Origin of the sequence: Pseudomonas sp. R4-35-07, from assembly GCF_003852235.1 — a bacterium.
Classification (GTDB): Bacteria; Pseudomonadota; Gammaproteobacteria; order Pseudomonadales; family Pseudomonadaceae; genus Aquipseudomonas.
Genome location: NZ_CP027732.1, coordinates 2,340,730 through 2,360,497 on the forward strand (window position 1 = coordinate 2,340,730; position 19,768 = coordinate 2,360,497).

At 59.9% G+C, this 19,768-nt stretch carries 23 protein-coding genes; 9 read left to right on the forward strand and 14 right to left on the reverse strand.

Going from position 1 to position 19,768, the window contains the following annotated elements; genetic code table 11:
- Positions 1-39: 39 nt before the first annotated feature.
- Together C4J89_RS10870 and C4J89_RS10875 are read right to left on the reverse strand one after the other, a co-directional pair.
- Positions 40-1,209: a zinc-dependent alcohol dehydrogenase gene (locus C4J89_RS10870; protein ID WP_124414377.1), complete on the reverse strand. Its 1,170-nt coding sequence runs from the start codon at positions 1,207-1,209 to the stop codon at positions 40-42.
- Entirely contained in the window at positions 1,209-2,042 is an 834-nt protein-coding gene (locus tag C4J89_RS10875; protein ID WP_124414378.1) for an SRPBCC family protein, read from the reverse strand. The genes C4J89_RS10870 and C4J89_RS10875 overlap by 1 nt, the downstream gene beginning before the upstream one ends.
- Positions 2,043-2,586: 544 nt before the next feature.
- On the opposite strand from C4J89_RS10875, the gene C4J89_RS10880 reads away from it, so the two are divergent.
- Positions 2,587-2,856: a DUF6555 family protein gene (locus C4J89_RS10880; protein WP_124362343.1), complete on the forward strand. Its 270-nt coding sequence runs from the start codon at positions 2,587-2,589 to the stop codon at positions 2,854-2,856.
- 397 nt (positions 2,857-3,253) lie between these two features.
- On the opposite strand, the gene C4J89_RS10890 is transcribed toward C4J89_RS10880, so the two are convergent.
- The 3 genes from C4J89_RS10890 to C4J89_RS10900 all read right to left on the reverse strand — a co-directional run bounded on the left by C4J89_RS10890 (position 3,254) and on the right by C4J89_RS10900 (position 4,675).
- A complete protein-coding gene (locus tag C4J89_RS10890; RefSeq protein ID WP_124362345.1) occupies positions 3,254-3,805 on the reverse strand; it encodes an ATP-dependent Clp protease proteolytic subunit in 552 nt (183 codons plus the stop codon).
- 53 nt (positions 3,806-3,858) lie between these two features.
- A complete protein-coding gene (locus tag C4J89_RS10895; RefSeq protein WP_124362346.1) occupies positions 3,859-4,209 on the reverse strand; it encodes a general stress protein in 351 nt (116 codons plus the stop codon).
- Between the two features lie 289 nt (positions 4,210-4,498).
- The gene (locus C4J89_RS10900; RefSeq protein ID WP_076954923.1) at positions 4,499-4,675 is read right to left on the reverse strand and encodes a general stress protein; all 177 of its coding nucleotides are present in this window, start codon (positions 4,673-4,675) and stop codon (positions 4,499-4,501) included.
- A 447-nt stretch (positions 4,676-5,122) separates the two neighbouring features.
- Between C4J89_RS10900 and C4J89_RS10905 the strand changes: the two genes are divergently transcribed.
- Positions 5,123-6,622 (forward strand): sensor domain-containing diguanylate cyclase, encoded by a 1,500-nt coding sequence (locus tag C4J89_RS10905; RefSeq protein WP_124414379.1) that lies wholly within the window; start codon positions 5,123-5,125, stop codon positions 6,620-6,622.
- Positions 6,623-6,758: 136 nt separating this feature from the next.
- Here the strand turns inward: C4J89_RS10905 and C4J89_RS10910 are convergent, their stop codons facing one another.
- Positions 6,759-6,977 carry a hypothetical protein gene (locus tag C4J89_RS10910; protein WP_124414380.1) on the reverse strand — a complete coding sequence of 73 codons (219 nt, stop codon included), beginning with the start codon at positions 6,975-6,977 and terminating at the stop codon, positions 6,759-6,761.
- A 213-nt stretch (positions 6,978-7,190) separates the two neighbouring features.
- On the opposite strand from C4J89_RS10910, the gene C4J89_RS10915 reads away from it, so the two are divergent.
- The 3 genes from C4J89_RS10915 to C4J89_RS10925 are packed head-to-tail and all read left to right on the forward strand — an operon-like array spanning position 7,191 to position 8,394.
- Positions 7,191-7,412, forward strand: coding sequence for a PLDc N-terminal domain-containing protein (locus C4J89_RS10915; protein WP_124362349.1), 222 nt, complete (start codon positions 7,191-7,193; stop codon positions 7,410-7,412).
- A 13-nt stretch (positions 7,413-7,425) separates the two neighbouring features.
- A complete protein-coding gene (locus C4J89_RS10920; protein ID WP_124414381.1) occupies positions 7,426-7,941 on the forward strand; it encodes a hypothetical protein in 516 nt (171 codons plus the stop codon).
- Between the two features lie 9 nt (positions 7,942-7,950).
- Entirely contained in the window at positions 7,951-8,394 is a 444-nt protein-coding gene (locus C4J89_RS10925) for a DUF421 domain-containing protein (RefSeq protein WP_124362351.1), read from the forward strand.
- Between the two features lie 6 nt (positions 8,395-8,400).
- Here the strand turns inward: C4J89_RS10925 and C4J89_RS10930 are convergent, their stop codons facing one another.
- Entirely contained in the window at positions 8,401-12,546 is a 4,146-nt protein-coding gene (locus C4J89_RS10930) for a CheR family methyltransferase (protein WP_124414382.1), read from the reverse strand.
- A 287-nt stretch (positions 12,547-12,833) separates the two neighbouring features.
- Between C4J89_RS10930 and C4J89_RS10935 the strand changes: the two genes are divergently transcribed.
- Complete coding sequence (locus C4J89_RS10935; protein WP_124362353.1) at positions 12,834-13,691, forward strand: SDR family oxidoreductase; 858 nt, start codon at positions 12,834-12,836, stop codon at positions 13,689-13,691.
- 183 nt (positions 13,692-13,874) lie between these two features.
- On the opposite strand, the gene C4J89_RS10940 is transcribed toward C4J89_RS10935, so the two are convergent.
- The 4 genes from C4J89_RS10940 to C4J89_RS10955 all read right to left on the reverse strand — a co-directional run bounded on the left by C4J89_RS10940 (position 13,875) and on the right by C4J89_RS10955 (position 15,608).
- Entirely contained in the window at positions 13,875-14,120 is a 246-nt protein-coding gene (locus C4J89_RS10940) for a hypothetical protein (protein WP_124362354.1), read from the reverse strand.
- Positions 14,117-14,374: a DUF6555 family protein gene (locus C4J89_RS10945; RefSeq protein ID WP_124362355.1), complete on the reverse strand. Its 258-nt coding sequence runs from the start codon at positions 14,372-14,374 to the stop codon at positions 14,117-14,119. Before C4J89_RS10945 ends, C4J89_RS10940 begins: the two co-directional genes overlap by 4 nt.
- A gap of 90 nt (positions 14,375-14,464) precedes the next feature.
- A complete protein-coding gene (locus tag C4J89_RS10950; protein ID WP_124414383.1) occupies positions 14,465-14,746 on the reverse strand; it encodes a hypothetical protein in 282 nt (93 codons plus the stop codon).
- Between the two features lie 97 nt (positions 14,747-14,843).
- Positions 14,844-15,608 carry an OBAP family protein gene (locus C4J89_RS10955; protein WP_124414384.1) on the reverse strand — a complete coding sequence of 255 codons (765 nt, stop codon included), beginning with the start codon at positions 15,606-15,608 and terminating at the stop codon, positions 14,844-14,846.
- Between the two features lie 163 nt (positions 15,609-15,771).
- Between C4J89_RS10955 and C4J89_RS10960 the strand changes: the two genes are divergently transcribed.
- The gene (locus C4J89_RS10960; RefSeq protein ID WP_124362358.1) at positions 15,772-16,848 is read left to right on the forward strand and encodes a M42 family peptidase; all 1,077 of its coding nucleotides are present in this window, start codon (positions 15,772-15,774) and stop codon (positions 16,846-16,848) included.
- A gap of 18 nt (positions 16,849-16,866) precedes the next feature.
- Complete coding sequence (locus tag C4J89_RS10965; protein WP_124414385.1) at positions 16,867-17,367, forward strand: CinA family protein; 501 nt, start codon at positions 16,867-16,869, stop codon at positions 17,365-17,367.
- Here C4J89_RS10965 and C4J89_RS10970 read toward each other — a convergent pair.
- A complete protein-coding gene (locus C4J89_RS10970; protein ID WP_124414386.1) occupies positions 17,364-17,666 on the reverse strand; it encodes a hypothetical protein in 303 nt (100 codons plus the stop codon). The genes C4J89_RS10965 and C4J89_RS10970 overlap by 4 nt on opposite strands.
- Before the next feature lie 29 nt (positions 17,667-17,695).
- Positions 17,696-17,950: a hypothetical protein gene (locus C4J89_RS10975; protein WP_124414387.1), complete on the reverse strand. Its 255-nt coding sequence runs from the start codon at positions 17,948-17,950 to the stop codon at positions 17,696-17,698.
- 177 nt (positions 17,951-18,127) lie between these two features.
- Between C4J89_RS10975 and C4J89_RS26910 the strand changes: the two genes are divergently transcribed.
- Positions 18,128-18,277, forward strand: coding sequence for a hypothetical protein (locus C4J89_RS26910; RefSeq protein WP_164484531.1), 150 nt, complete (start codon positions 18,128-18,130; stop codon positions 18,275-18,277).
- Between the two features lie 140 nt (positions 18,278-18,417).
- Here the strand turns inward: C4J89_RS26910 and C4J89_RS10980 are convergent, their stop codons facing one another.
- Positions 18,418-19,764: a cytochrome c gene (locus C4J89_RS10980; RefSeq protein WP_124414388.1), complete on the reverse strand. Its 1,347-nt coding sequence runs from the start codon at positions 19,762-19,764 to the stop codon at positions 18,418-18,420.
- Positions 19,765-19,768: the final 4 nt, after the last annotated feature.

Consider the following 19,768-nt stretch of genomic DNA (forward strand, 5'->3'; position numbering starts at 1 on the left):
TGCGGTAACGGATATGGACTCAGTCAACCCCAACTCTCATCAGGGCCTGAACACTACCCGCATACACGCATCCGACTTTTCCTTGAACATCGCGTACCCCTGCGCGCCATCTTCCAGACTCATCGGATGGGTCAACAGATAAGCAGGATCCAACTCGCCTTTCTGAATATGCTCAAACAACCTCGTCGCATAACGCTGCCCCGGCTGCTGCCCGGCTTTCAACGTCAGGGCCTTGTTGACGATCGCTCCCATGGGAAACTTATCGAGCAGCCCCCCATACACCCCGACTACCGACACCGTGCCGCCTTTACGGCAAGCACGTATGGCCTGCCTGAGCACGCTGCCGCGTTCGGTGTGCAGCCTGAGCAATTGCTTGGCCTTGTCATAGGCATAGTCGATCTCGGTACCGTGCGCCTCCATGCCCACGCAGTCGATGCAGCGGTCCGGCCCACGGCCACCGGTCAGTTCCAGTAAGGCGTCATGCACATTGGTGTGCTCGTAGTTGAGCGGGATCGCCTTGCCGCGCTCTTGTGCCAGGCGCAGCCGGTCGGGGTAACGGTCGATCGCGATGACCCGTTCTGCGCCCAACAGATAGGCGCTGCAAATAGCCATCTGACCCACGCCGCCGCAGCCCCACACCGCCACGGTATCGCCGGGCTGGATGCCGGCATTGTCCGCCGCAAAGTAACCGGTCGGCGCTGCATCCGACACGAACAGCGCCTGCTCGTCGCTGACCCCGTCGGGCACCTTGAACAGGTTGACGTCGGCGAACGGCACCCGCACGTAGGTGGCGTGGCTGCCGGGGTAGCCACCGAAGGCATGGCTGTAGCCGAGGATGCCGCAGCACGGCTGGCCGTACATAAGGTCCGTCGCCGAAGGGTTGGGGTTGGAGTTATCGCAACAGGAGAAATCGCTGCGTTGGCACGGTTCGCAATTGCCGCAGCCGATGATCGAAATGGTGACCACTTTGTCACCCTGGCGCAGGTCCGTGATGCCTTTGCCCACCTCGACGACTTCCCCCATGAATTCGTGGCCGATGATATCCCCGGGCTTCATGGCCGGTACGTAGCCGCCGAGCAAATGCAGGTCGGAACCGCATACGGAAGACAGCGTGACGCGAATGATTGCGTCACGCGGGTTGAGGATCGTCGGGTCGGGAACGTTGTCGACTTGCAGCGTATTCGGTGCTTGCCAAGTGAGTGCGCGCATCAGTGATTTCCCCCTTCAATGGCGACGCCGGTTTTGACTGCCGGGTGATCGGTGGTCACCTGGTCGTCGGCGGCGTGTACGTAAAAAAAGTCGTCGTCCTGTTCCGGTCTGAGGCGGTTGTTGCTGACCTCGCCGGTTTCCAGTTGCTGTTTCACCGCCTGCAATGCATTGAGCAAGGCCTTGTCACTGAACAGGCTGATTGCACGAGCGAGGCCATAGCCCAACTTGCCCATGGCCGGCTTGCAGACCACCACCGCTTTGACTTGCGTGCCACGGCCGGCGGGAGCGGGGGTCAGTGAGACGGTAATGTCGTGTGCCCAGCGCGCATCGCCTGGGGTTTTCCAATGCAACACGGCCGGCTCCTGGTTTTGGGTTTGGATCAGCGTGCACTGCACGCGTTTGCCGACGGGAGCGCGGAGCGTCCAGCGTGTGGTATCCGGCGCCAGTTGCTCGATGCTGTCGACCCAGCGCAGCAGCGGGCCAATCTGCTCGGGCCGGGCGAGGAAAGCAGACACCTCTTCGAGCGGGCGACCTATTGTGATACTGCGCGTGATCGCCTCGCTGATCGGCCAGTGATGCTCGCGACTGAACTGCTGTTCGAAGGGGGTTGGCGTCAGTGCCTGCTTCAGTGTGCAATGGCCGGCGGTACCGCGAACCAAGGCGTAGGCGCCTGCCGCGGTCTGCAATGCGCCGCCCAATCCGCCGGTGCGCCAGCCGTTCAGCAGCAAGGCAGCGCCGGCCGTCAGCGAAAGTGTGCGTTCGGCCTTGGTCAGCGTGCCGCGTCGGTGGGTGTCTTCAGAGGTATGGTTCGCTATCAGTGGATGCTCAGTCATGTTGCAGTCCTCCAACGGGTGTGTGTGCGGTAGAAAATCCGCCGCCGTTTGAGGTTCCAAAGCATTTTGCGTAGGGGGATGAAAGGTGTCAGCGCCTAGGGAGGGTTCAGAAACCCGCAAGGCGGCATGCGGCGACGCGCGAAGTCGTCCCAGCGCTCAGGCTCACGCTGTTCGCCACAGCGCATGCACGCATATACATCCGGTTCTAGGCCCAGATAGTAGCCCTTGCGTATATAAGGATGATCGCACGCAACTGGCCGATAGCCTTGGCCCGTCCGACTACACTGCTTAGTCATATAAACTGCCCTGAAAAAAAGCCCGCACTAAGTACGGGCAAGACAGGAGTTTTTACCAAGAGCCTGGAGTGAACAGACTCACTATTGAGAATCCAAAAAAGCCGACGCGGTTTTATTTTTTTTCGTAACTGCCGACGAATGGTCGTTGGCCTATACAAACAAGAAAACTGTGCAGGCTGGTCAGTTAGCCAAGAAAAATTCTGAACCTTCGTTCTGATCAAACAACAAAAAGATCAGAAGGAGCGGCTATGAAAAATTCTTTATATATCATTGAGTACGACTACCACCATGAGCCGAAGTCTTTCATTATAAGAGCGGAGGTCATGAACAATACGGAGGCATGGCATTGGGCATGTTGCGATGCAGGGATCGGCATTATTCCAAGGTCGCGCAATGAAAAGATCAAACGAATGAGCAAGCCACTCGCCGAGCGTTACGGCATTGAACATGTAAGGTGGCGTCCGTCCGGCAGTGTTCCGTTTATTGCACAGCCCTACGTCCCACCTCCGCCTGAATAAAGGCGAGTTTAATGGGGCATCCAGTCGCCCTTTGTTCAGAACTTACTGGTTTTCTCGGCGAGTTTGCAGGGCATATAACTTTTGCACACTGCGTTGAAGTGCATCTTTCATAAGTTCGGCCGCGTACAGTTGCCTGCACGTCGGGCAGAGCATTTCAGAGGCTGTCGCCACCAGGTACTCAGGTTCGTCCGTGGTCGGTTCATAGGTGGTCTTGCATTGAACACAACGGCGGTTCGCTTGTAGATGGGGCACATCGATTCCTCCCTGAATGGAGTGCCACCATTCATCATCGGGCGGATGTTTTCAACCGCTAAACGGGAAAATTTCAAACAAGCGATTAGTTGATATTTTAATGCCAGTATCCTGAGTCGACAGCGCATCGTGTCCGGGCGAAAGGCTAGGAGTGGATGAAGCTGCTCACGAACTCCGCCTTGATGACCGGCAGTTCGATGCCGTGGATCAAGCCGGCGGCCAGCGCCTGGTGAGGGTCGAGAATGCGCGGTGCGGCGATTAGGTACTTTTCCGTTTCCAACGGTTCGCTGGCAGCGGCGGTGCGTTCGGCCACGATGCGTGCATACAGTTGCAAGTCGTAATCGAGGCTCATCGCGTATTCGGACATGCGCGAATGGTCGACCGCGCCTTGCATGTGCCAATGAAACGGGTGGAACAGGAATTTGCTGTGGGTGCAGGCGGTGCGGCGTTCACCGGCAAGAAAAATGATATTGCCCATCGATTCCACCGTGCCCAGGTTATGGGTATGCACCGGGATCGGCAGCGACATCAGGAAGTTGTACATCGTAAAACCATAGCTGCATTCGCCGCCCATGGTCGCGATGTTCAATACTAGGCCCGAAGCATCTTGCTGCACGGCCAACGAGGCTTTTTCGATCAGTTGGCTGCAGGTCGAGGCGGTGACAGGGCCGGTAAAATTAATAATGTGTAAAGGCATGGTGTCCCTCATCAATGAAAGCAGGGGAGCACTGCTCCCCTGCGTCAAGCACGTTAACTATTGCGGCCGCCACCATGGCTGTTTTCGCCGCCTTTACGTCCGGCTTCCGAGGCTTTCTCCCGGTCGTTGGCGAAATTCCCGCCACTGTTCTGGCCGCCTTTGCTACCGGCTTCAGCGGCGCGCTCGGGATCATTCTTGAAGTTGCCGCCGCTGTTCTGACCGCCTTTGCTACCGGCTTCAGCGGCGCGTTCAGGATCGTTCTTGAAATTCCCGCCACTGTTTTGGCCGCCCTTGCTGCCGATCTCTTGATAGAACTCTTTATCATGAGAAGCAGACGTGGCTTCGCCACCTTTTTTACCGGCTTCGTTGACACTCATTTGGCCTTTTTTGTCTTGAGTACTCATGTTCAGTTACCTCGTCGTTATGTCGGTTATACAACGTTCATTTCGATCTTGCAGGGAACTTGCACTCAGTCTGCGAGTGCGCTGGCTATAAGTTTCTCTCGCACAACGGTGGTGTTTGCGTCGCGCCGACAGTTGCTTCGGCTAGTTCGGAAACTTGCCGGCGTTCGTAACAGGGAGTCGTGCTTGAACGCGCAACGGTCTTTGCCTCAGTTCGCACTTCCATCACCGGCTGGCGATGGAGCTCGCCACGCTGATAATCAATTGACGCTCGCATGATTGATGCCCTTCGTTATGACTTGCGTCCACCACCATGGCTGTTCTGGCCGCCTTTACGACCGGCTTCCGAGGCTTTCTCGCGGTCGTTGGCAAAGTTGCCCCCCGACGACTGGCCGCCTTTCTTTCCCGCTTCCGAAGCTTTTTCGCGGTCGTTAGCGAAGTTGCCAGGATTTTTATTACTCGTGGTCATAACAATACTCCAAGTTAAATTGTCGTTTCGCTAGTTGCCCATTTATGCAACGGACATCTACTCCGATAAGAGCAAGCGGGCAGTGGTTTTGAAATTTTTTAGAAACGCCGATGAACGGTAGTGAGTAGCCAGAAACTTATACAAATCGTCGCTTGGCAAGCCGCTTCGTATAACTTTTCAGAGGGTGGTTGATATTAAAATAATAGCGTTGCTGACCATTCGGCTTAGTTTCAACTGTGTGTCTGAAGGAGAAATAAGCGTGGCTGATCTTTGTCGGCGTTACTCCTTGCTTGGCGCCGCCTGCAGCTAATGCGGGCCTTTTCACACGCTATTGCTGCAGCCCCGCCAGACTGCTTGTATGCTTGCGCCCCGGAACCGGTGGCCGCTGTGAGTACCGACGTTCGATTGATGGCTGGAATGGAACCGGACTTCCTTTAAGGTGCTGACGTGAAGCGTGATACCCGCCTCGTGATGCTTTTGCTGTTGGTGATCAGCTGTTCCCTGACTTCGTTGACGATCTGGAAAGTCCTGTCTTCCCGTGAGCGCGCGCTGGCGGAAGTGAACGTGCATGGCTTGAACCTCACCCAGGCGCTCACGACCTACACCGAAGGTATCGTGCGCCAAAGCGCGCTGCTGTTGCTGGGCCTGGTCGAGCGTCTGGAAACCGAAGGCAGTGGCCCGGCGCAGATCGAGCGCATCAGCGCGTTGATACGTCGCCAGCAGCCGGTGATGCCGCAACTCAGCGGCATCACCGTCTATGACCGGCAGGGTGGCTGGCTGATGTCGTCCAACCGCGTGATTCCGGCGGGCGCCAACAGCAGCGCACGCGCCTATTTCATCCATCACCGCGACGATCCGAGCCGTGAGCCCTTCATCGGCCCGCCGATTCAGAGCCACACCACCCAGGAATGGGTGGTTACCATCAGCCGCCGCTTCGATGACGCGGCCGGCAACTTTGCCGGGGTGGTGGCCGTGACCCTGGGCGTGGAGAACTTTCTGCGCGTGTTCGGCACACTCGACGTCGGCCAGGACGGCGCGATCGGTTTGTCGTATACCGATGGCACCTTGCTGGTGCGCTATCCCTTCCGCGAGCAGGACATGGGCCGCAACTTTTCCACCTCGCCGATCTATTCCCACTATCTGGTCGACCGCTCCGTCGGCACCGCTGCATACACCTCCAGCCTGGATGGGGTAGAGCGGCTGTATGCCTTCCGCAAAAGCGAGAGCCTGCCGCTGATTACCACCGTCGCCCTGGGCAAGCACGAAGCGCTTGCGGCCTGGCGCATTGAAGCCGCGTTGTCGGCTGTGGTGGTGACGGGGCTGCTGGGGCTGACCGGTTTGATCGGTTGGTTTCTGATCCTTGATATCCGCCGGCGAACCGAGGCCGAAGAGGCGCTGCGTATCGCCCAGCAGCAGTTGCTCGACTCTAATCGGCAGCTTGAATTACTGGCGATGAAGGACGCGCTGACCGGCCTGGCCAACCGACGCTGTTTTGATGAGACCCTGGCCCTGGAAGCGCGCCGGGCGCAACGCGACGGCACGACGCTGGCCTTGCTGATGATCGACGTCGACTATTTCAAACGTTACAACGACGCCCTCGGTCATGTCGCGGGCGATGCCTGCCTGCAGAGGATCAGCGCACTGTTGGAGACATGCGTGCGGCGCCCTTCGGACCTGGTGGCGCGTTACGGCGGCGAAGAAATAGCGATCATCATGCCCGCGACCGACGGCGAAGGCGCTGCAGTGGTGGCGCAATTGATCCTGGATCGACTGCTGCACGCCGATATCGCTCATCCGGGCAGCCCATTCGGGCGTGTGAGTGTGAGTATCGGGGTGGCGGCGGGTGCAGGTGCTGAGCTGGAGCCTGCGCTCGGCTTGATCGAGGCGGCGGACAAAGCGCTGTATAACGCGAAGTCTGCAGGGCGTAATGGATTTGCGCTGCGCTGAGGAGCCGGACGCGAATTAACTGCCTGATCGCGTCCCAAATGTGAGAGGGGCTTGCTCCCGATAGCGGTGTATCAGATGACCTTGAGCTGAATGACACTCCGCCATCGGGGGCAAGCCCCCTCCCACATGGATGACTTCAATCGGCACCTACCAAGGTGGGCCGACGACCGCCGAGTTTGCGCAGGTGCTCCACCGGTGTATTCGCTATTGCCTCCTCATGCAATGCAGTTTCCAGCGCTTCCAGATGCCGCGAAAGGATCTTCACCGAGCCGCTCGGGTTGGCAGGGTCGAACGGGATCTTGCCATTGGCGACCAAAACCATGGCCAGTTCCCAGGCCCGCTGCGAGTTGTTCATTACGCCACCTCCTTTTTTCAACAGGTTCAGATAAGGCTGTGACCCGCCTGCAAGGAGACGGTATCAATTTGGTTGCTTCTGAAATATTGATCAATTCAACGATTCAGTTCCGTCGGAACTATCGTTTATTTAGATTCGGCGCCTGTCAGCGCAAAAATTCTGAACCCTGCCGCCGCCCCGCCAACCTAATGCTGCATAACCGGGAGGTGCACCATGGAACTGACGTATTTCTGGATTGGCCTGATGATCATCCTGTTGCTGCTCGACCTGTGGGTCCTCAACAGCGTGTGGCGTAGCGAAAACTCTTCGGGGAGCAAGGCAGGGTGGACCGCCGTGGTCGTCTTGCTGCCGTTGCTGGGCGCGGTGATATGGGCGGTATACGGCCCGCGCGGCGTGACCAAGGGTCCGTCCTCGCCGGAGCACAGCAAGGGCTGAAAGAGGGCTGGCGATGCGCGAGTCAAAGCCTGATGACCTGCACAGCCGCGACTATCCGGTACGCGAAGACATGCCTTTGCAACGCAAAGTCTGGCGCTTCGAGCGGCTGGGCTGGTACGGGCTGGTCGTGCTGATTGTACTGACGCTGGCGGGGCTGTTTTCCAAGGGGCCATTGAGCACCACCGAGGCACGTAGCGCCGACGGGCAGCTACGCGTCGAATACCAGCGCTTCCTGCGCAATGGTTCATCCGATGCATTGGTGATCCACCTGCAAGGCGCCGCACGCAAGCCCTTGGAAGTCGAAATCAACGGTGAGCTGTTGCAGGGCTTCAATGTGGAAATGCTCCAGCCCCAGCCCCTCAAGGCCAGCGCGGCGGGAGAGGGCGTAAAGCTGTGGATGCTGAGCGACGATCAAGGGCGGGCCACGCTGTACCTGAGCTTGCTCAGTGACGGCGTCGGCAATTTCGACACCCGGGTATCGCTGGCCAATGGCGCCACTGTGGACGTTTCCCAGTTCATTTATCCCTAGGGGGCAAGCATGGACTCCGTCTTGCGGGCAGCCGCGATTTACCTGGTATTGATGATCCTGTTCAAGGTCGCCGGCCGGCGCTCCCTCGCCGAACTCAACACCTTCGACCTGGTGCTGCTGATGGTGATCGGCGAGGCCACTCAGCAGGCCCTGCTGGGGGATGATTTCTCGCTGACCAATGCGGTGCTGGTCATCGTCACGCTGATCGCTATCGACATCGGCCTGTCATTGCTCAAGCAACGTTCGCTGTGGTTTTCACGGGTGCTCGATGGCGGGCCGACAGTGGTGGTCGAAGAGGGCCGAGTCCTGCACGAACGCCTCAAGCGTGCCCGCCTGGATGAAGACGATATCCTTGAGGCGGCCCGGTCGGCCCAGGGCATCCTGGAGATCAAGCACATCCGCTTCGCGATCCTCGAGCGCAACGGCAAGATCTCGGTGATTCCTTACCAATAACCGCGCCTAGCGCCGTGCGCGGCACAGGCTCTGGATTAAGCTGATCAACGCATCATGGGTGACGGGTTTGCTCACATGGGTGCTGAAGCCCGAGTCGGTGGCCTTCTTCTGGTCACTGCTGGCACCGTAACCCGTCAACGCGATGGCGGGCACCTGCTGGAGGTGGCTGATCTGGCGCAAGTGCTGCATCAGCTCATGGCCGTTCATGTTCGGCATGCCAATGTCCGAGACAATCAGGTCGAAAGGCGTGTCGCCGGCCACTTGCAGTGCAGCGAGCGGGTCATCGAACGCACTCACCTCGGCGCCTTCCATCTCCAGCAGCATATTCAGCACTTCCAGCACATCGGCCGAGTCGTCCACCAGCAGCACTTTGACTCCGCTCAAGCGCTCGTCCGAAGCGTCCGCAGCATTGGCGCGGGGCAGGCGGTCCTGTTGCTTGGAAAGTGGCAGCGCTATCGAGAAGGTGCTGCCAAAGCCAAGCCCCTCGGAGTGAACGCTGACCGTGCCACCGTGAGCTTCCACCAGTTGCCGCACCAGAGACAGGCCGATACCCAGGCCTTCGCGCTGATGGGTCTGGTGTTGGTTTTCCGCCTGGCCGAACAGGTCGAAAATCTTCTCCAGGCTGTCTTCGGCGAGCCCGGCGCCGCTGTCGATCACGTCCAGCCGCGCGTACCCCTCGGTACGGCTGACCTCCAACTGTACGCGGCCGTCGCTGGGGGTGAATTTCAGCGCGTTGTTGACCAGGTTCCAGATCACCTGTTCGAGGCGCGTAGGGTCGGCATCGACGAACAAGGCTGCCGGAGTCGTCGGTTTTTGCAGGGTCACCTGGCACCGATGGCCATCGGCGAGCACCACCGCGTAGATATCCTCAAGCGTGCGGATCAGGTCGATCGGTTGCTTCTTCAGCTTGAGCTTGCCGGTGCGCACCCTGGCCACATCCAGCAGGTCGTCGATGATGCGCGCCTGGCTCGAAACCGCTTCGCAGATGGTGTTCACGGCCTTGACCGCCTGGCCGGTGGCCTTGGTCGCCGGCAGGCGTCGCAGCAATTCGGCATTCAGTTGAATCAGGTTCAACGGGTGCTTGAGTTCGTGGGACATCACCGCGAAGAACTCATCCTTGAGGTGACTGTTGGTCTGGGTCTCCATCAAGCGTTGACTCTGCTCATCCTGGGTGCGCTTATGGCCGGTGAGGTCACGGGCGATCTTGACGTAGCCCTGCAGGTTATTGCTGGTCAGCAGGGTGACTTCGCCACTGCAATAAAACCGGCTGCCGTCCTTGCGTACGTGCCAGCGTTCGTCTTCGCCGCGCCCGTGTTCGCGGGCGGCGCGCAGCTCGTTTTCGGGGATGCCGGCGGTGCGGTCTTCAGGGGAGAAGATCAAGTCGTAATAGGCGCCAAGCACCTCGTCCTTGGTATAGCCGAAGATCAACTCGGCGCCGGTGTTCCAGTCGGTGATGGCGCCATGGTCATCCAGAATGATGATGGCAAAATCATGGGTGCTGTCCGCGACCAGGCGCATGCGCTCTTCGCCCAGGCGCAGTTCTTCTTCGGCCTGGCGCCGCTTGGTGATATCGATAAAGGTCAGCACCGTGCCATCGATATGGTCTTCGCTGGAGCGGTACGGCAGCAGGCGTGCGATGTACCAGCGGTCGTCCTTGCTGCTGATTTCGCGTTCGATCATGCTCAACGATTCGAACACTGTGGTGGCGTCTTCGGTCATTTCCGGGTAGTTGAGCCGGTGGGTGATGTCCATCAACGAGCGCCCGGTGTCCACCGGCAGCATGCTGAAAATATCCGTGGCCCGTGGCGTGAACCAGCGGATGCGCATGTTGCGGTCGACGAAGACCGTGGCGATATCGGTGGAGGCGATCAGGTTGGTCAGGTAGTCATTGACCTTGTCGGTCTCTTCAACCTTGGTCTTGAGTTCGAAATTGACCGTCAGCAGTTCTTCGTTGATCGACTGCAACTCTTCCTTGCTGGTTTCCAGCTCTTCGGTGGCCGAGCGCAACTCTTCGTTGACCGCCTGCATTTCTTCGTTGGACGCCTTGAGTTCTTCGCTGGAGACCTCGGCCTGCTCGATGGTGTCCTGCAGGTGCAACTTGGTCCGCTGCAGTTCGCGCTCCAGGTTGCTCATCATCTGGTTTTCGGCTTGGCTGATGGCGGTTTCTTCGGCGTGCCGGGGGTCGACTTCAGTTTCCTGGAAAATCACCAGGACATAATCGCTCTCGGTGAGATCGTCCTGGTAGGGCAGGGCGGTGACATCGACCACGTAGGGCACATGATCGCGCTCGATGCGCACTTTGCGCGACGTCACCGCAAGGCCCGACTGCTGGGCCTGGAACAGCGTCGTACGAATATCCAGGCGCAGGTCCGGGTGCACCAGGGCCAGCAGGTTGCGCGTCATCTCCCCGGCCACATGGCGCAGGAAGCGCGCCGCGCCTTCACTCATGTGCAGGATGTCGGCGTGTATATCCACGATGACACTGGGCGGCGCGGCCTTTTCCAGCGCGCGCAGGTGAATGTCGGCGAACGAGACCTTGTTCGGTACCTTGACCTGGGCGGCAGCGGTGGTGGCGCTGGGCCGCAGGTAGCCACCACGCGGCATGCTGGGCGCGCGGCGCATGGCCGCTGAACCGGCCCGCACGCGGAAAATGCGGTTGCGCTTGTCCACCGGCACGAACAGGTCCAGGCAGCCGTCGGCCGACTCCGAGGAGCCCAGGAACAGGTAGCCGCCGGGGCGCAGCGCAAAGTGGAACATCTGCAGGATGTCGCGCTGCACCTCGCGGTCCAGGTAGATCAACAGGTTGCGACAGACGATCAGGTCGATCTGCGAGAAGGGCGGGTCGCTCAGCAGGCTGTGCTTGGCGAACAGGACTTTTTCACGGATCTCCTTGCGCACCCGATAGTGCTGGTTTTTTTCCTTGGCAAAGTGCTGGCGCAGGCGTGAGGGCGGCACGTCGGTAATGATCGCTTCCGGGTAAACGCCGTTACGCCCATGGTTGATCGCGCGCTCGTCGATATCGGTGGCGAACACCTGCATTTTTGCATCGCTGCCATCTACCGCCAGTTGCTCGGCGACCAGCATGCCCAGGCTATAGGCCTCTTCGCCGGTGGAGCAGCCGGCCGACCAGATGCGCACCTCTTCGCGTTTGGGCACGCTGTCTTCCAGTGACTTCACCAGGTTGGGCACCACATCGCGCTCGAGCGCTTCGAAGGCCTCGCGGTCACGGAAAAAGTTGGTCACGCCGATCAGCATGTCGCCGAGCAATGCCTTGGTTTCTTCCGGGTGCGCCTGGAGATATTCGTAGTAGCTGGCCAGATCCGGTTGGGCGGTGACCTGCAGGCGGCGTTCGATGCGGCGCAGTACGGTAGCGCGCTTGTAGTGCTTGAAGTCGTGGCCGGTGGTGAGCCGCAGTTGTATCAGGATATCCAGCAGCAACTGTTCGGCGACCGCCGCGTCACGTTCAGTTGCAGGCGGCGTGGTTTTGATCGCGGGGTCATTGGCGGTAGGCAGGGTGATGGAGCGGGCGTTGCGCCATAGCTCCAGCAATTTTTGCGGCATCTCCACCACGGGCAACACCAGGTCGACCATCTGGGTTTCGATGGCCGCCAGTGGCATGCCGTCGAATTCCGCGTCTTCCGGGGTTTGCACCAGGGTGACGCCGCCCTGTTCCTTGATGCGCGAAAGCCCCACCGCGCCGTCCGAACCGGTGCCGGACAATACCAGGCAAAACGCGTGCTCTTTATGGGCATCTGCCAGGTCGCGAAAGAACAGGTCGATGGCAATATGCGAGCCGCCTTCGCGCGCCGACGGCGAGACGGCCAGGTAGCCATCATTCATTGCCAAGTGCTGCGCCGGCGAAATCACGTACACCCGGTTCTTCTCGATGGTCGTCGTCTCGGTGACCTGCAGCACCGGCAGCCGGGTCGACTCCTGGATGATCCTGTCCGCGACGCTTTGATGGTCGGGGGACAGGTGCAGGATCACCACAAAAGCCATGCCGCAGTCTTGGGGCATGTGTTCGAAAAATGCCTTCACCGCCTGCAACCCGCCCGCCGACGCGCCGATACCCACCACTGGAAAATTCAGGGTGCTGGGGATCAGATCCTTGCGTTGCGGGACATTGGGTGACCGCGGGGGGGCAGACTTCATAAACACCAACCTTGGTTAACTGCGCAGGGCAAGAATTCGAAACGGGATGAGGGATAAACGAATAGCGGAATATAGCTGAAAAGCGACCTGTAACAGAACGCTTCGACACCACTCGATACCCCAACGGGCGTTCACCCTTCGGTTGAGAGGCGTACTTTGCAAAGGTTTATTCCATCGGACGAGCGGCGCAGCCGTGCGGGTACGGTCATCCGGTTTTCTGAAAATTGCTCTGAACTATCGGGCGCGGCCGACCCTCGCAACACTAACCACACACAGGAGGGAATCCGATGAGTAACTACCCAAAACCACCCTTCAAGCCACAGCAGCAGCCTGTACCCGGCGACCAGCGCAAGATGGAGCCGATGCCCGATTGCGGTGAGCAGACCTACAAAGGCTCGGGCCGGCTCGCCAACAAGATTGCCTTGATTACCGGCGCCGACAGCGGCATCGGGCGTGCGGTGGCGATCGCCTTTGCCCGCGAAGGCGCGGACGTTGCCGTGTCGTATCTGGACGAGCATGAGGACGCCAAGGAGACCCAGCGCTGGGTCGAGGCAGCGGGGCGCCAGTGCCTGCTGTTGCCCGGTGACCTGGGCGACGCGGCGCAGTGCACAGCCATTGTCAACGACACGGTGAAGGAGTTCGGGCGTATCGACGTGCTGGTCAACAACGCCGCGTTCCAGATGACCTACAAATCCCTGGAAGACATTCCTGACGAGGACTGGGTCAAGACCTTCAACATCAACATCACCGCTATGTTCAGGATCTGCAAGGCGGCGCTGCCGCACATGGCCGAGGGCAGTTCGATCATCAACACGACGTCGGTCAATTCCGACATGCCCAACCCGTCGCTGTTGCCTTATGCGGCCACCAAGGGCGCAATCGCCAACTTCACCGCCGGCCTGGCACAGATGCTGGGTGAGCGCGGGATTCGCGTGAACAGCGTGGCGCCGGGGCCGATCTGGACGCCGTTGATCGTGTCGACGATGACTGACGACATGGTGGAGAGCTTCGGTGGCAACACGCCGCTGGGGCGTCCTGGCCAGCCGGTGGAAGTGGCGCCTATCTATGTGCTGCTGGCGTCGGATGAAGGCAGTTATATCTCTGGCGAGCGCTACGGCGTGACGGGGGGTAAACCGATCCTCTGAACAGACGCATGCCCCTGATATTCAGGGGCATGCTTCATAACTCAGGGGCATGCCTCATAACCATGTAGGAGCGAGCTTGCTCGCGAAGAACTCAGGCTCCCCGCGCTTATCCAGAATGAACGCGTCGCCTGGACATTCTTCGCGAGCAAGCTCGCTCCTACAAATGCCTCAACTGACCTGCCGTTAAGCTTTATTTTTTCTGGCGCGGTGAATGCGCATCCACTCTTGATAAGCGGCGGTCCGTTGCGCGTCCGCCAGCTTCTTCGCCTCGGTGAAGCGCGCCCAGGTCGCGGTATCGCCGCTGTAGTGTTCGATGATCTTATAGGCCTGGGCATCCAATCGGTCCGCTTCGTAGAACATCTGGGTGTTCTGCGCGACTTCGTCGTCCGACGTTTGCCTGGCTGTGTAATCCAGCACCTGACTGTTCATGATGTAATGCCCTCTGCCCACTGAATCGCTGCCGCGCCGCACCAGCGCACATCCGTAATGCCGTATTTTTCCGCCATCGGCTTGGAGACGCGCTTGAGGTTGTTTTGCCCGAACCTGGGGATGACCGCCACGCCGGCATCGCAACTGGCCCAGTGCCAGGCTTCAGCGTTATTCATGCGCGCCGCACGCACGATGAACGACCTGGGCTCGCCGTGAAGTTGATACTTGATGGTGAATAACTCGTTGTTTTTCATGAGGACTCCCTATGCTCATGAAGTACAGATATTTGACGTCAAAAATAATTCAAATAAGTTGTCGGACAATGCGATGGCCTGCTCGCAGGCTCAATCGTCCACCGTAAAGGTGACCCAACCTGACCCGTCAGCCGGGCGTTCCAAGGCCACGATCACACCGCTGACAGACGTGCCGTCGGGCACGTTGACGGTGACGAAGTTGGGGTTGCCGGGCCAGGTCAGCGGGGTATCGAAATCCAGGCGAACGATGGTGGGCTTGCCGCTGCTGGTCATTTTTATGTTGGCGTTTTCGTTCAGGCATTCATCGTCTTCGGTGCCCAGATGGCGGGAAGCGGTAATGACGCTGGCAGGGCCTTGATGGTCGTAAGACATAGTTGAACTCCTCATGCGCGGGGCAGCTGATGCGCCCCTTTCCTATGTGGCAAGCGCCGGCAAATAATCGTTCAATCCAAATGAGCAGCTGCCGCTGTCAGTGCTGGTGGGCTGCCTGGGTGGGGTCTTCGATCTGGATGACAGTGCCCTGGCGCCAGGCGTCCGCGCCGGGTGCTATGGCCGGAGCGGGGATGTCGGCGCGCGCCTGCTTTTTCCTGGCGCTGTCGACGCCCAGCCGCTGGTCCCGTTCGGCGACCATCTTCGGATCGGCTTGGCCATCGGCGGTAAAGCCCATCATCAATTGCGGAACACCCAGCGGCAGGCGCTTGTTGAGGTCGGTGTGCCAGGTGTGCCAGGTCTTGCCGTAGGTATGCACCAGTTTTTCCATCAAGGCATGCTCGGCCACCGCAGGAATACCGGGAGCTACCAGCTGGCCCGACTTCACCTCATGCACATGGCTGTGCCACAACGCCTTCTCGGGCGCAGGCAGGCTGTTGAACAGCTGTTCGCTGATGATGTACTCCACGCCCATCAACTTGGCGTCCTTGCGGTTGCCGTCGTAGATCACACACTGGATCACTTCCTCATTAAGAATCGCGCAATAGTGATGGGCTTCCATTTGCACGTCGGGATGGCCGTTGTAGAAGTGGAAGCCGTCCAGGTAGGCATTGAGCGCATCGATGGGCGGGCGCGATTGCAGCAGGGCGGCGCCGGTGTCGAGAGTGCGCGTGGTGGGTGATTTGGCCTCACCGGGCGCGACGACGTTGGAGGCTGAGTCGTTGCCGGCGCAGGCGGTCAGCGCGGCCATCGACATCGCCAGGCACAGCGAAGGCAAGGCGGGTTGCAGGCTGTTGATGTTCATTGGGGACTCCCTCCGTGGGGTGGTGTTGGAACACATCTAGAAAGCCTGCCGCAGTGGGTGTTCAACCGGATTTCAGTGCACGACCAAGAAGATTTGTGGAACAACCGTTCGGCGTGCCAGGTCATTTTTCATAAGTGTTCAATAGCGCGAATGGAGACCCCGGATGCAACCCCAGCCAAACGATGCCCGACCCGATGTCCCTCAGTTGCTTCACCAACTGTTGCTCGCCCGTGGCCCTGGCGGCCAGGAGGATGAGGTGCGCGCCATTTGCCTGGAGCATTTGCGGCCACTGTGTGACGACACCTGGGTGGACCCGGCCGGCAATGTCATCGGCCTGGTCAAAGGCGCGCAGGGCGATAGCGAGCCCCGCCGCGCGGTGCGGGTCATGGCGCATATGGATGAGATCGCCATGGTGGTCAAGCATGTGGACGCCGACGGCACGTTGCGCGTGACCGCGTTGGGCGGTGCCAACCCGGTGAATTTCGGCATGTGCCCGGTGGACATACTCGGTGATCACCAATTCATTCCGGGGGTGCTGTCCTTTGGTTCGATGCATGCCACCGCCAACGCGCCCCAGGGTGCCGATGTGTTGTCAGGGGACGTGCACTGGAATGACGTGCATGTGATCACCCGGTGCTCCGTCGAGACCTTGCGTGACTACGGCGTACGCCCCGGCAGCCGCGTCACGCTGAGCCGCCATTGGCGTGCGCCGTTCCAGGTGGGGGATGCGATTGCCGCGCACTTCCTGGATGACCGCGCGCCCATCGCTGCGGTACTTCATAGCGTGCAGCGCCTGCACCAACGCCGACAGGAGTTGGCGTGCGATGTGTATTTTGTCTTCACCACCCTGGAAGAAGAGTGCAACGCCGGGGCGATGTATGCGGCGCAGACACTGCCGGGCGATACCACTATTGCGGTGGAAGTCGGCCCGGTGATGAGTGAGTACGGCACTCGCCTGAGCGTCGATCCGATCGTCAATACCGGTGACCTCAAAGGCTATTACACACGTTCCGTGGTCACCGGCCTGGCAGACGCCGCACAGCGCTGCGGTTATGCGCCTCAATATGCGCTGTTGGTGGATTTTGCCTCGGATGCCAGTGCCGTCATGAGTAACGGCACTTCGGCGCGCGGCGGTTGCCTGGCGATTCCGACGGAAAACACCCACGGCTACGAGCTGATTGTGGACGGCGCAATTGAGGCCTGTGCGCTGACATTGGCCGACTACCTTGCAACCTTTTGAACGCGGGAGATTGTCATCATGGATATAGCCGCAGCCACTATCGATTACCTGAAACACCACCAGCTCACTCTCACCAGCGCCGAGTCGTGTACGGCAGGCAAGATCATTACTTTGCTGTCGGAGGTCAGGGGCGGCGGGTCATGTATTGAAAGTGGTTATGTCGTGTACTCGCCCGAGGCCAAACAGCGCTTGCTGGGCGTACGCGCGTATACGATCGACACCTTCAACCTCACCAGTTGTGAAGTCGCTCGCGAGATGGCCGAAGGTGCGTTGCGTGACAGCCCGGCACAGGTCGCCGTCGCCACCACCGGCCTGCTTGGCCCGGATGACATGGACGGCATTCCGGCCGGGACCATTTGTTTTGCCTGGGCTTATCGAATCGAAAACCGGCTGAGTATCTTCAGTCGAAAGGAGCGCTTCATGGGCTCCCGTGAGCAGGTGCAGCTGGATGCGACGCTGCATGCCTTGAAGTGGCTGGCGCATTTTCACCAGCGTGCGTTGGCGGGTGAGCGGGGTTAACGATCAGTTGCGCCCGGCCGTTCCGGCTGAAGTTGAATGTTCAACACCAACTCATCGGTGCCCGATGCCTGGGCATCCACGAGCACGCCATGATAAGTGCGGTTCTCAACCTTGATCGATACGGTATGTGCCTTCGGCAGCTCCTTCGGCCACGGCCCTGGGATGTGCAGCGATAGGCGCTCGCCGGCCTGGGTAATCCGCGCCATGCATGCATGGGAGAGCGGGTTGACGCCGAGCAGTGTGTCTTGAAGGTAATCGATGGTGCAGCGTTGCGACGGTGCAGCGGTGGAATCCGGCATGGAAAGCCTCGTTCTGTTTTTAAGCGTATTTACCCCACGGATGAAAGGCGGGAGGTTTTTCGGGAAACCACCATGTCTTCCATGATTTCCCGTACGAGCCGGTTGATACCTGACTCGCCGTGGTAGCGGGCGCGGTTGATATTGGCGATGGTGAACTGATTGGCGTCAGGCGCGAGCACCGTGACGGACAGGCTGCTGTCTGCATTGATCGTGCAAGAGACACGGCAATTGCGCAGTCGCTGTGCAAGAGCATGCTCGATTTGCGCTTTGGTCAACGTGTCCATGGGATCACCGGCTAACAGGCTTTAACGGGTCAAGGTTAGCCCAAATATGCCGTACGTAAATGCTAGCTAATTAATGGCAAACCATTCGTCAGCCTCACGGCCTGTGCAGGGAACGTTCGTGTCCGGAAACTGGCCACATGCAGCACAGGCTGATGAATAGGTTTAACAGGAGATCTTATGAAAAAGCTGTCTATGTGCTTGGGTTTTTGCAGCGTATTCCTGCTGCACGGCTGTTTCGACAACTCCGATAACACGACCAAAGACAACACCAGCGGCAGCAAGTCATCGGTGCAGATGCAGGAGGGCAAGGCTGACGAGAGCAAGTAGGTCCAACTTGGCCAAATGTGGGAGGGGGCTTGCCCCCGATGGCGGTGTGTCAATGAATGCATGTGTAACTGACACACCGAATCGGGGGCAAGCCCCCTCCCACATGTGATCACCTATATCAAAGAGACCGCGTTCCGGCCTCACCGCATATGCAAAATGATCGGGCTGCTGCTGGCCGGGTCGGTATGCCCGCGCAGTTTGCCCACTGCCTGTGCGTCCACTGCACCACCTTGGTTGCCCCAGGTACTGCGCACGTAGGTCAGCACCTGGGCGATGTCCTGATCGGACAATTGCTCACGGAACGCCGGCATACGGTAGGCATCCGGTATGCCGGCGGCCACCACCCGTTGCGAGCCGTTGAGGGTGATGTTGATCGCCGAGGCGCTTTCCTTGGCCAGTGCCGAGGTGGCGCCGGCCAGTGGCGGCATCCACTCCGGCTGGCCCTTGCCGTCCAGGCCATGGCAGGAGGCGCAGCGGGTAGCGTAGGTATGGGCACCGGGGGCATCCGCACGCGCGTCGGCGGCCACGGCCTGATACTGCCAAGGCGTGCCATCGCGCTGTGAGTCGCCGGGCAGGGACTTGAGGTAACGGGCGATGGCGGCCAGGTCGTCGTCAGCCATGAACTGTGTGGAGTTGTTGAACGCTTCGGTCATCGAACCGTAGACCACCGCATGCTGGTTGCGCCCGGTCTTGAGGAACTGCACGATCTGCGCCTCGCTCCAGCGGCCCAGGCCGGTGTTGGGGTCTTGGCGCAGGCTCGGCGCGTACCAGCCGTCGAGCAGCGCACCGGCCAGGAACGGCGCGCCGGATTGGTCTAGGGCTTTCTCGTTGAAGGCCAGGCCGCGCGGCGTATGGCAGCTGCCGCAGTGGCCAGGGCCTTGCACGATATAAGCGCCACGGTTCCACAGGGCGTCCTGGCTGGGGTTGGCGGCGTAGGCGGCGGTGGGCGCAAATACACCATTCCACAGGGCGATGGGCCAGCGCAGATTCAGCGGCCAGGGAATATCACTGGGGATGTTCGGCTGGTTGGCCGGCTGCACGCCCTTCATGAAGAACGCATACAGCGCCTTGATGTCGTCGTCGCTGAGTTTCACGTAAGACGGGTAGGGCATCGCCGGGTACAGCCGCCGCCCACCCGGCGCCACGCCGTGGCGTACGGCGCGGTCGAAGTCGGCAAGGCTGTAATTGCCAATGCCATGCTCGCGGTCGGGGGTGATGTTGGTGGCATGAATCGCCCCCAGCGGCGTGGCCATTTCCAGGCCACCGGCAAACGGCGCCTTGCCTGCTAGGCTGTGGCAGGCCACGCAGTCGCTCAGACGCGCGACATACTCGCCGCGACTGACCAGTGCCGGGTCAAAGCTGGCGGTTTTTTCCTGTTCGAACGGCGAGGCGGGCTCGCGGGTGACGTACCAGGCCAGCAGGCCTGCGACGACCAGGCAGGGCAGCGCCAGCCAGCCTGCGGTTCTTGCGAATCGGCGGTTGTTCATGGGC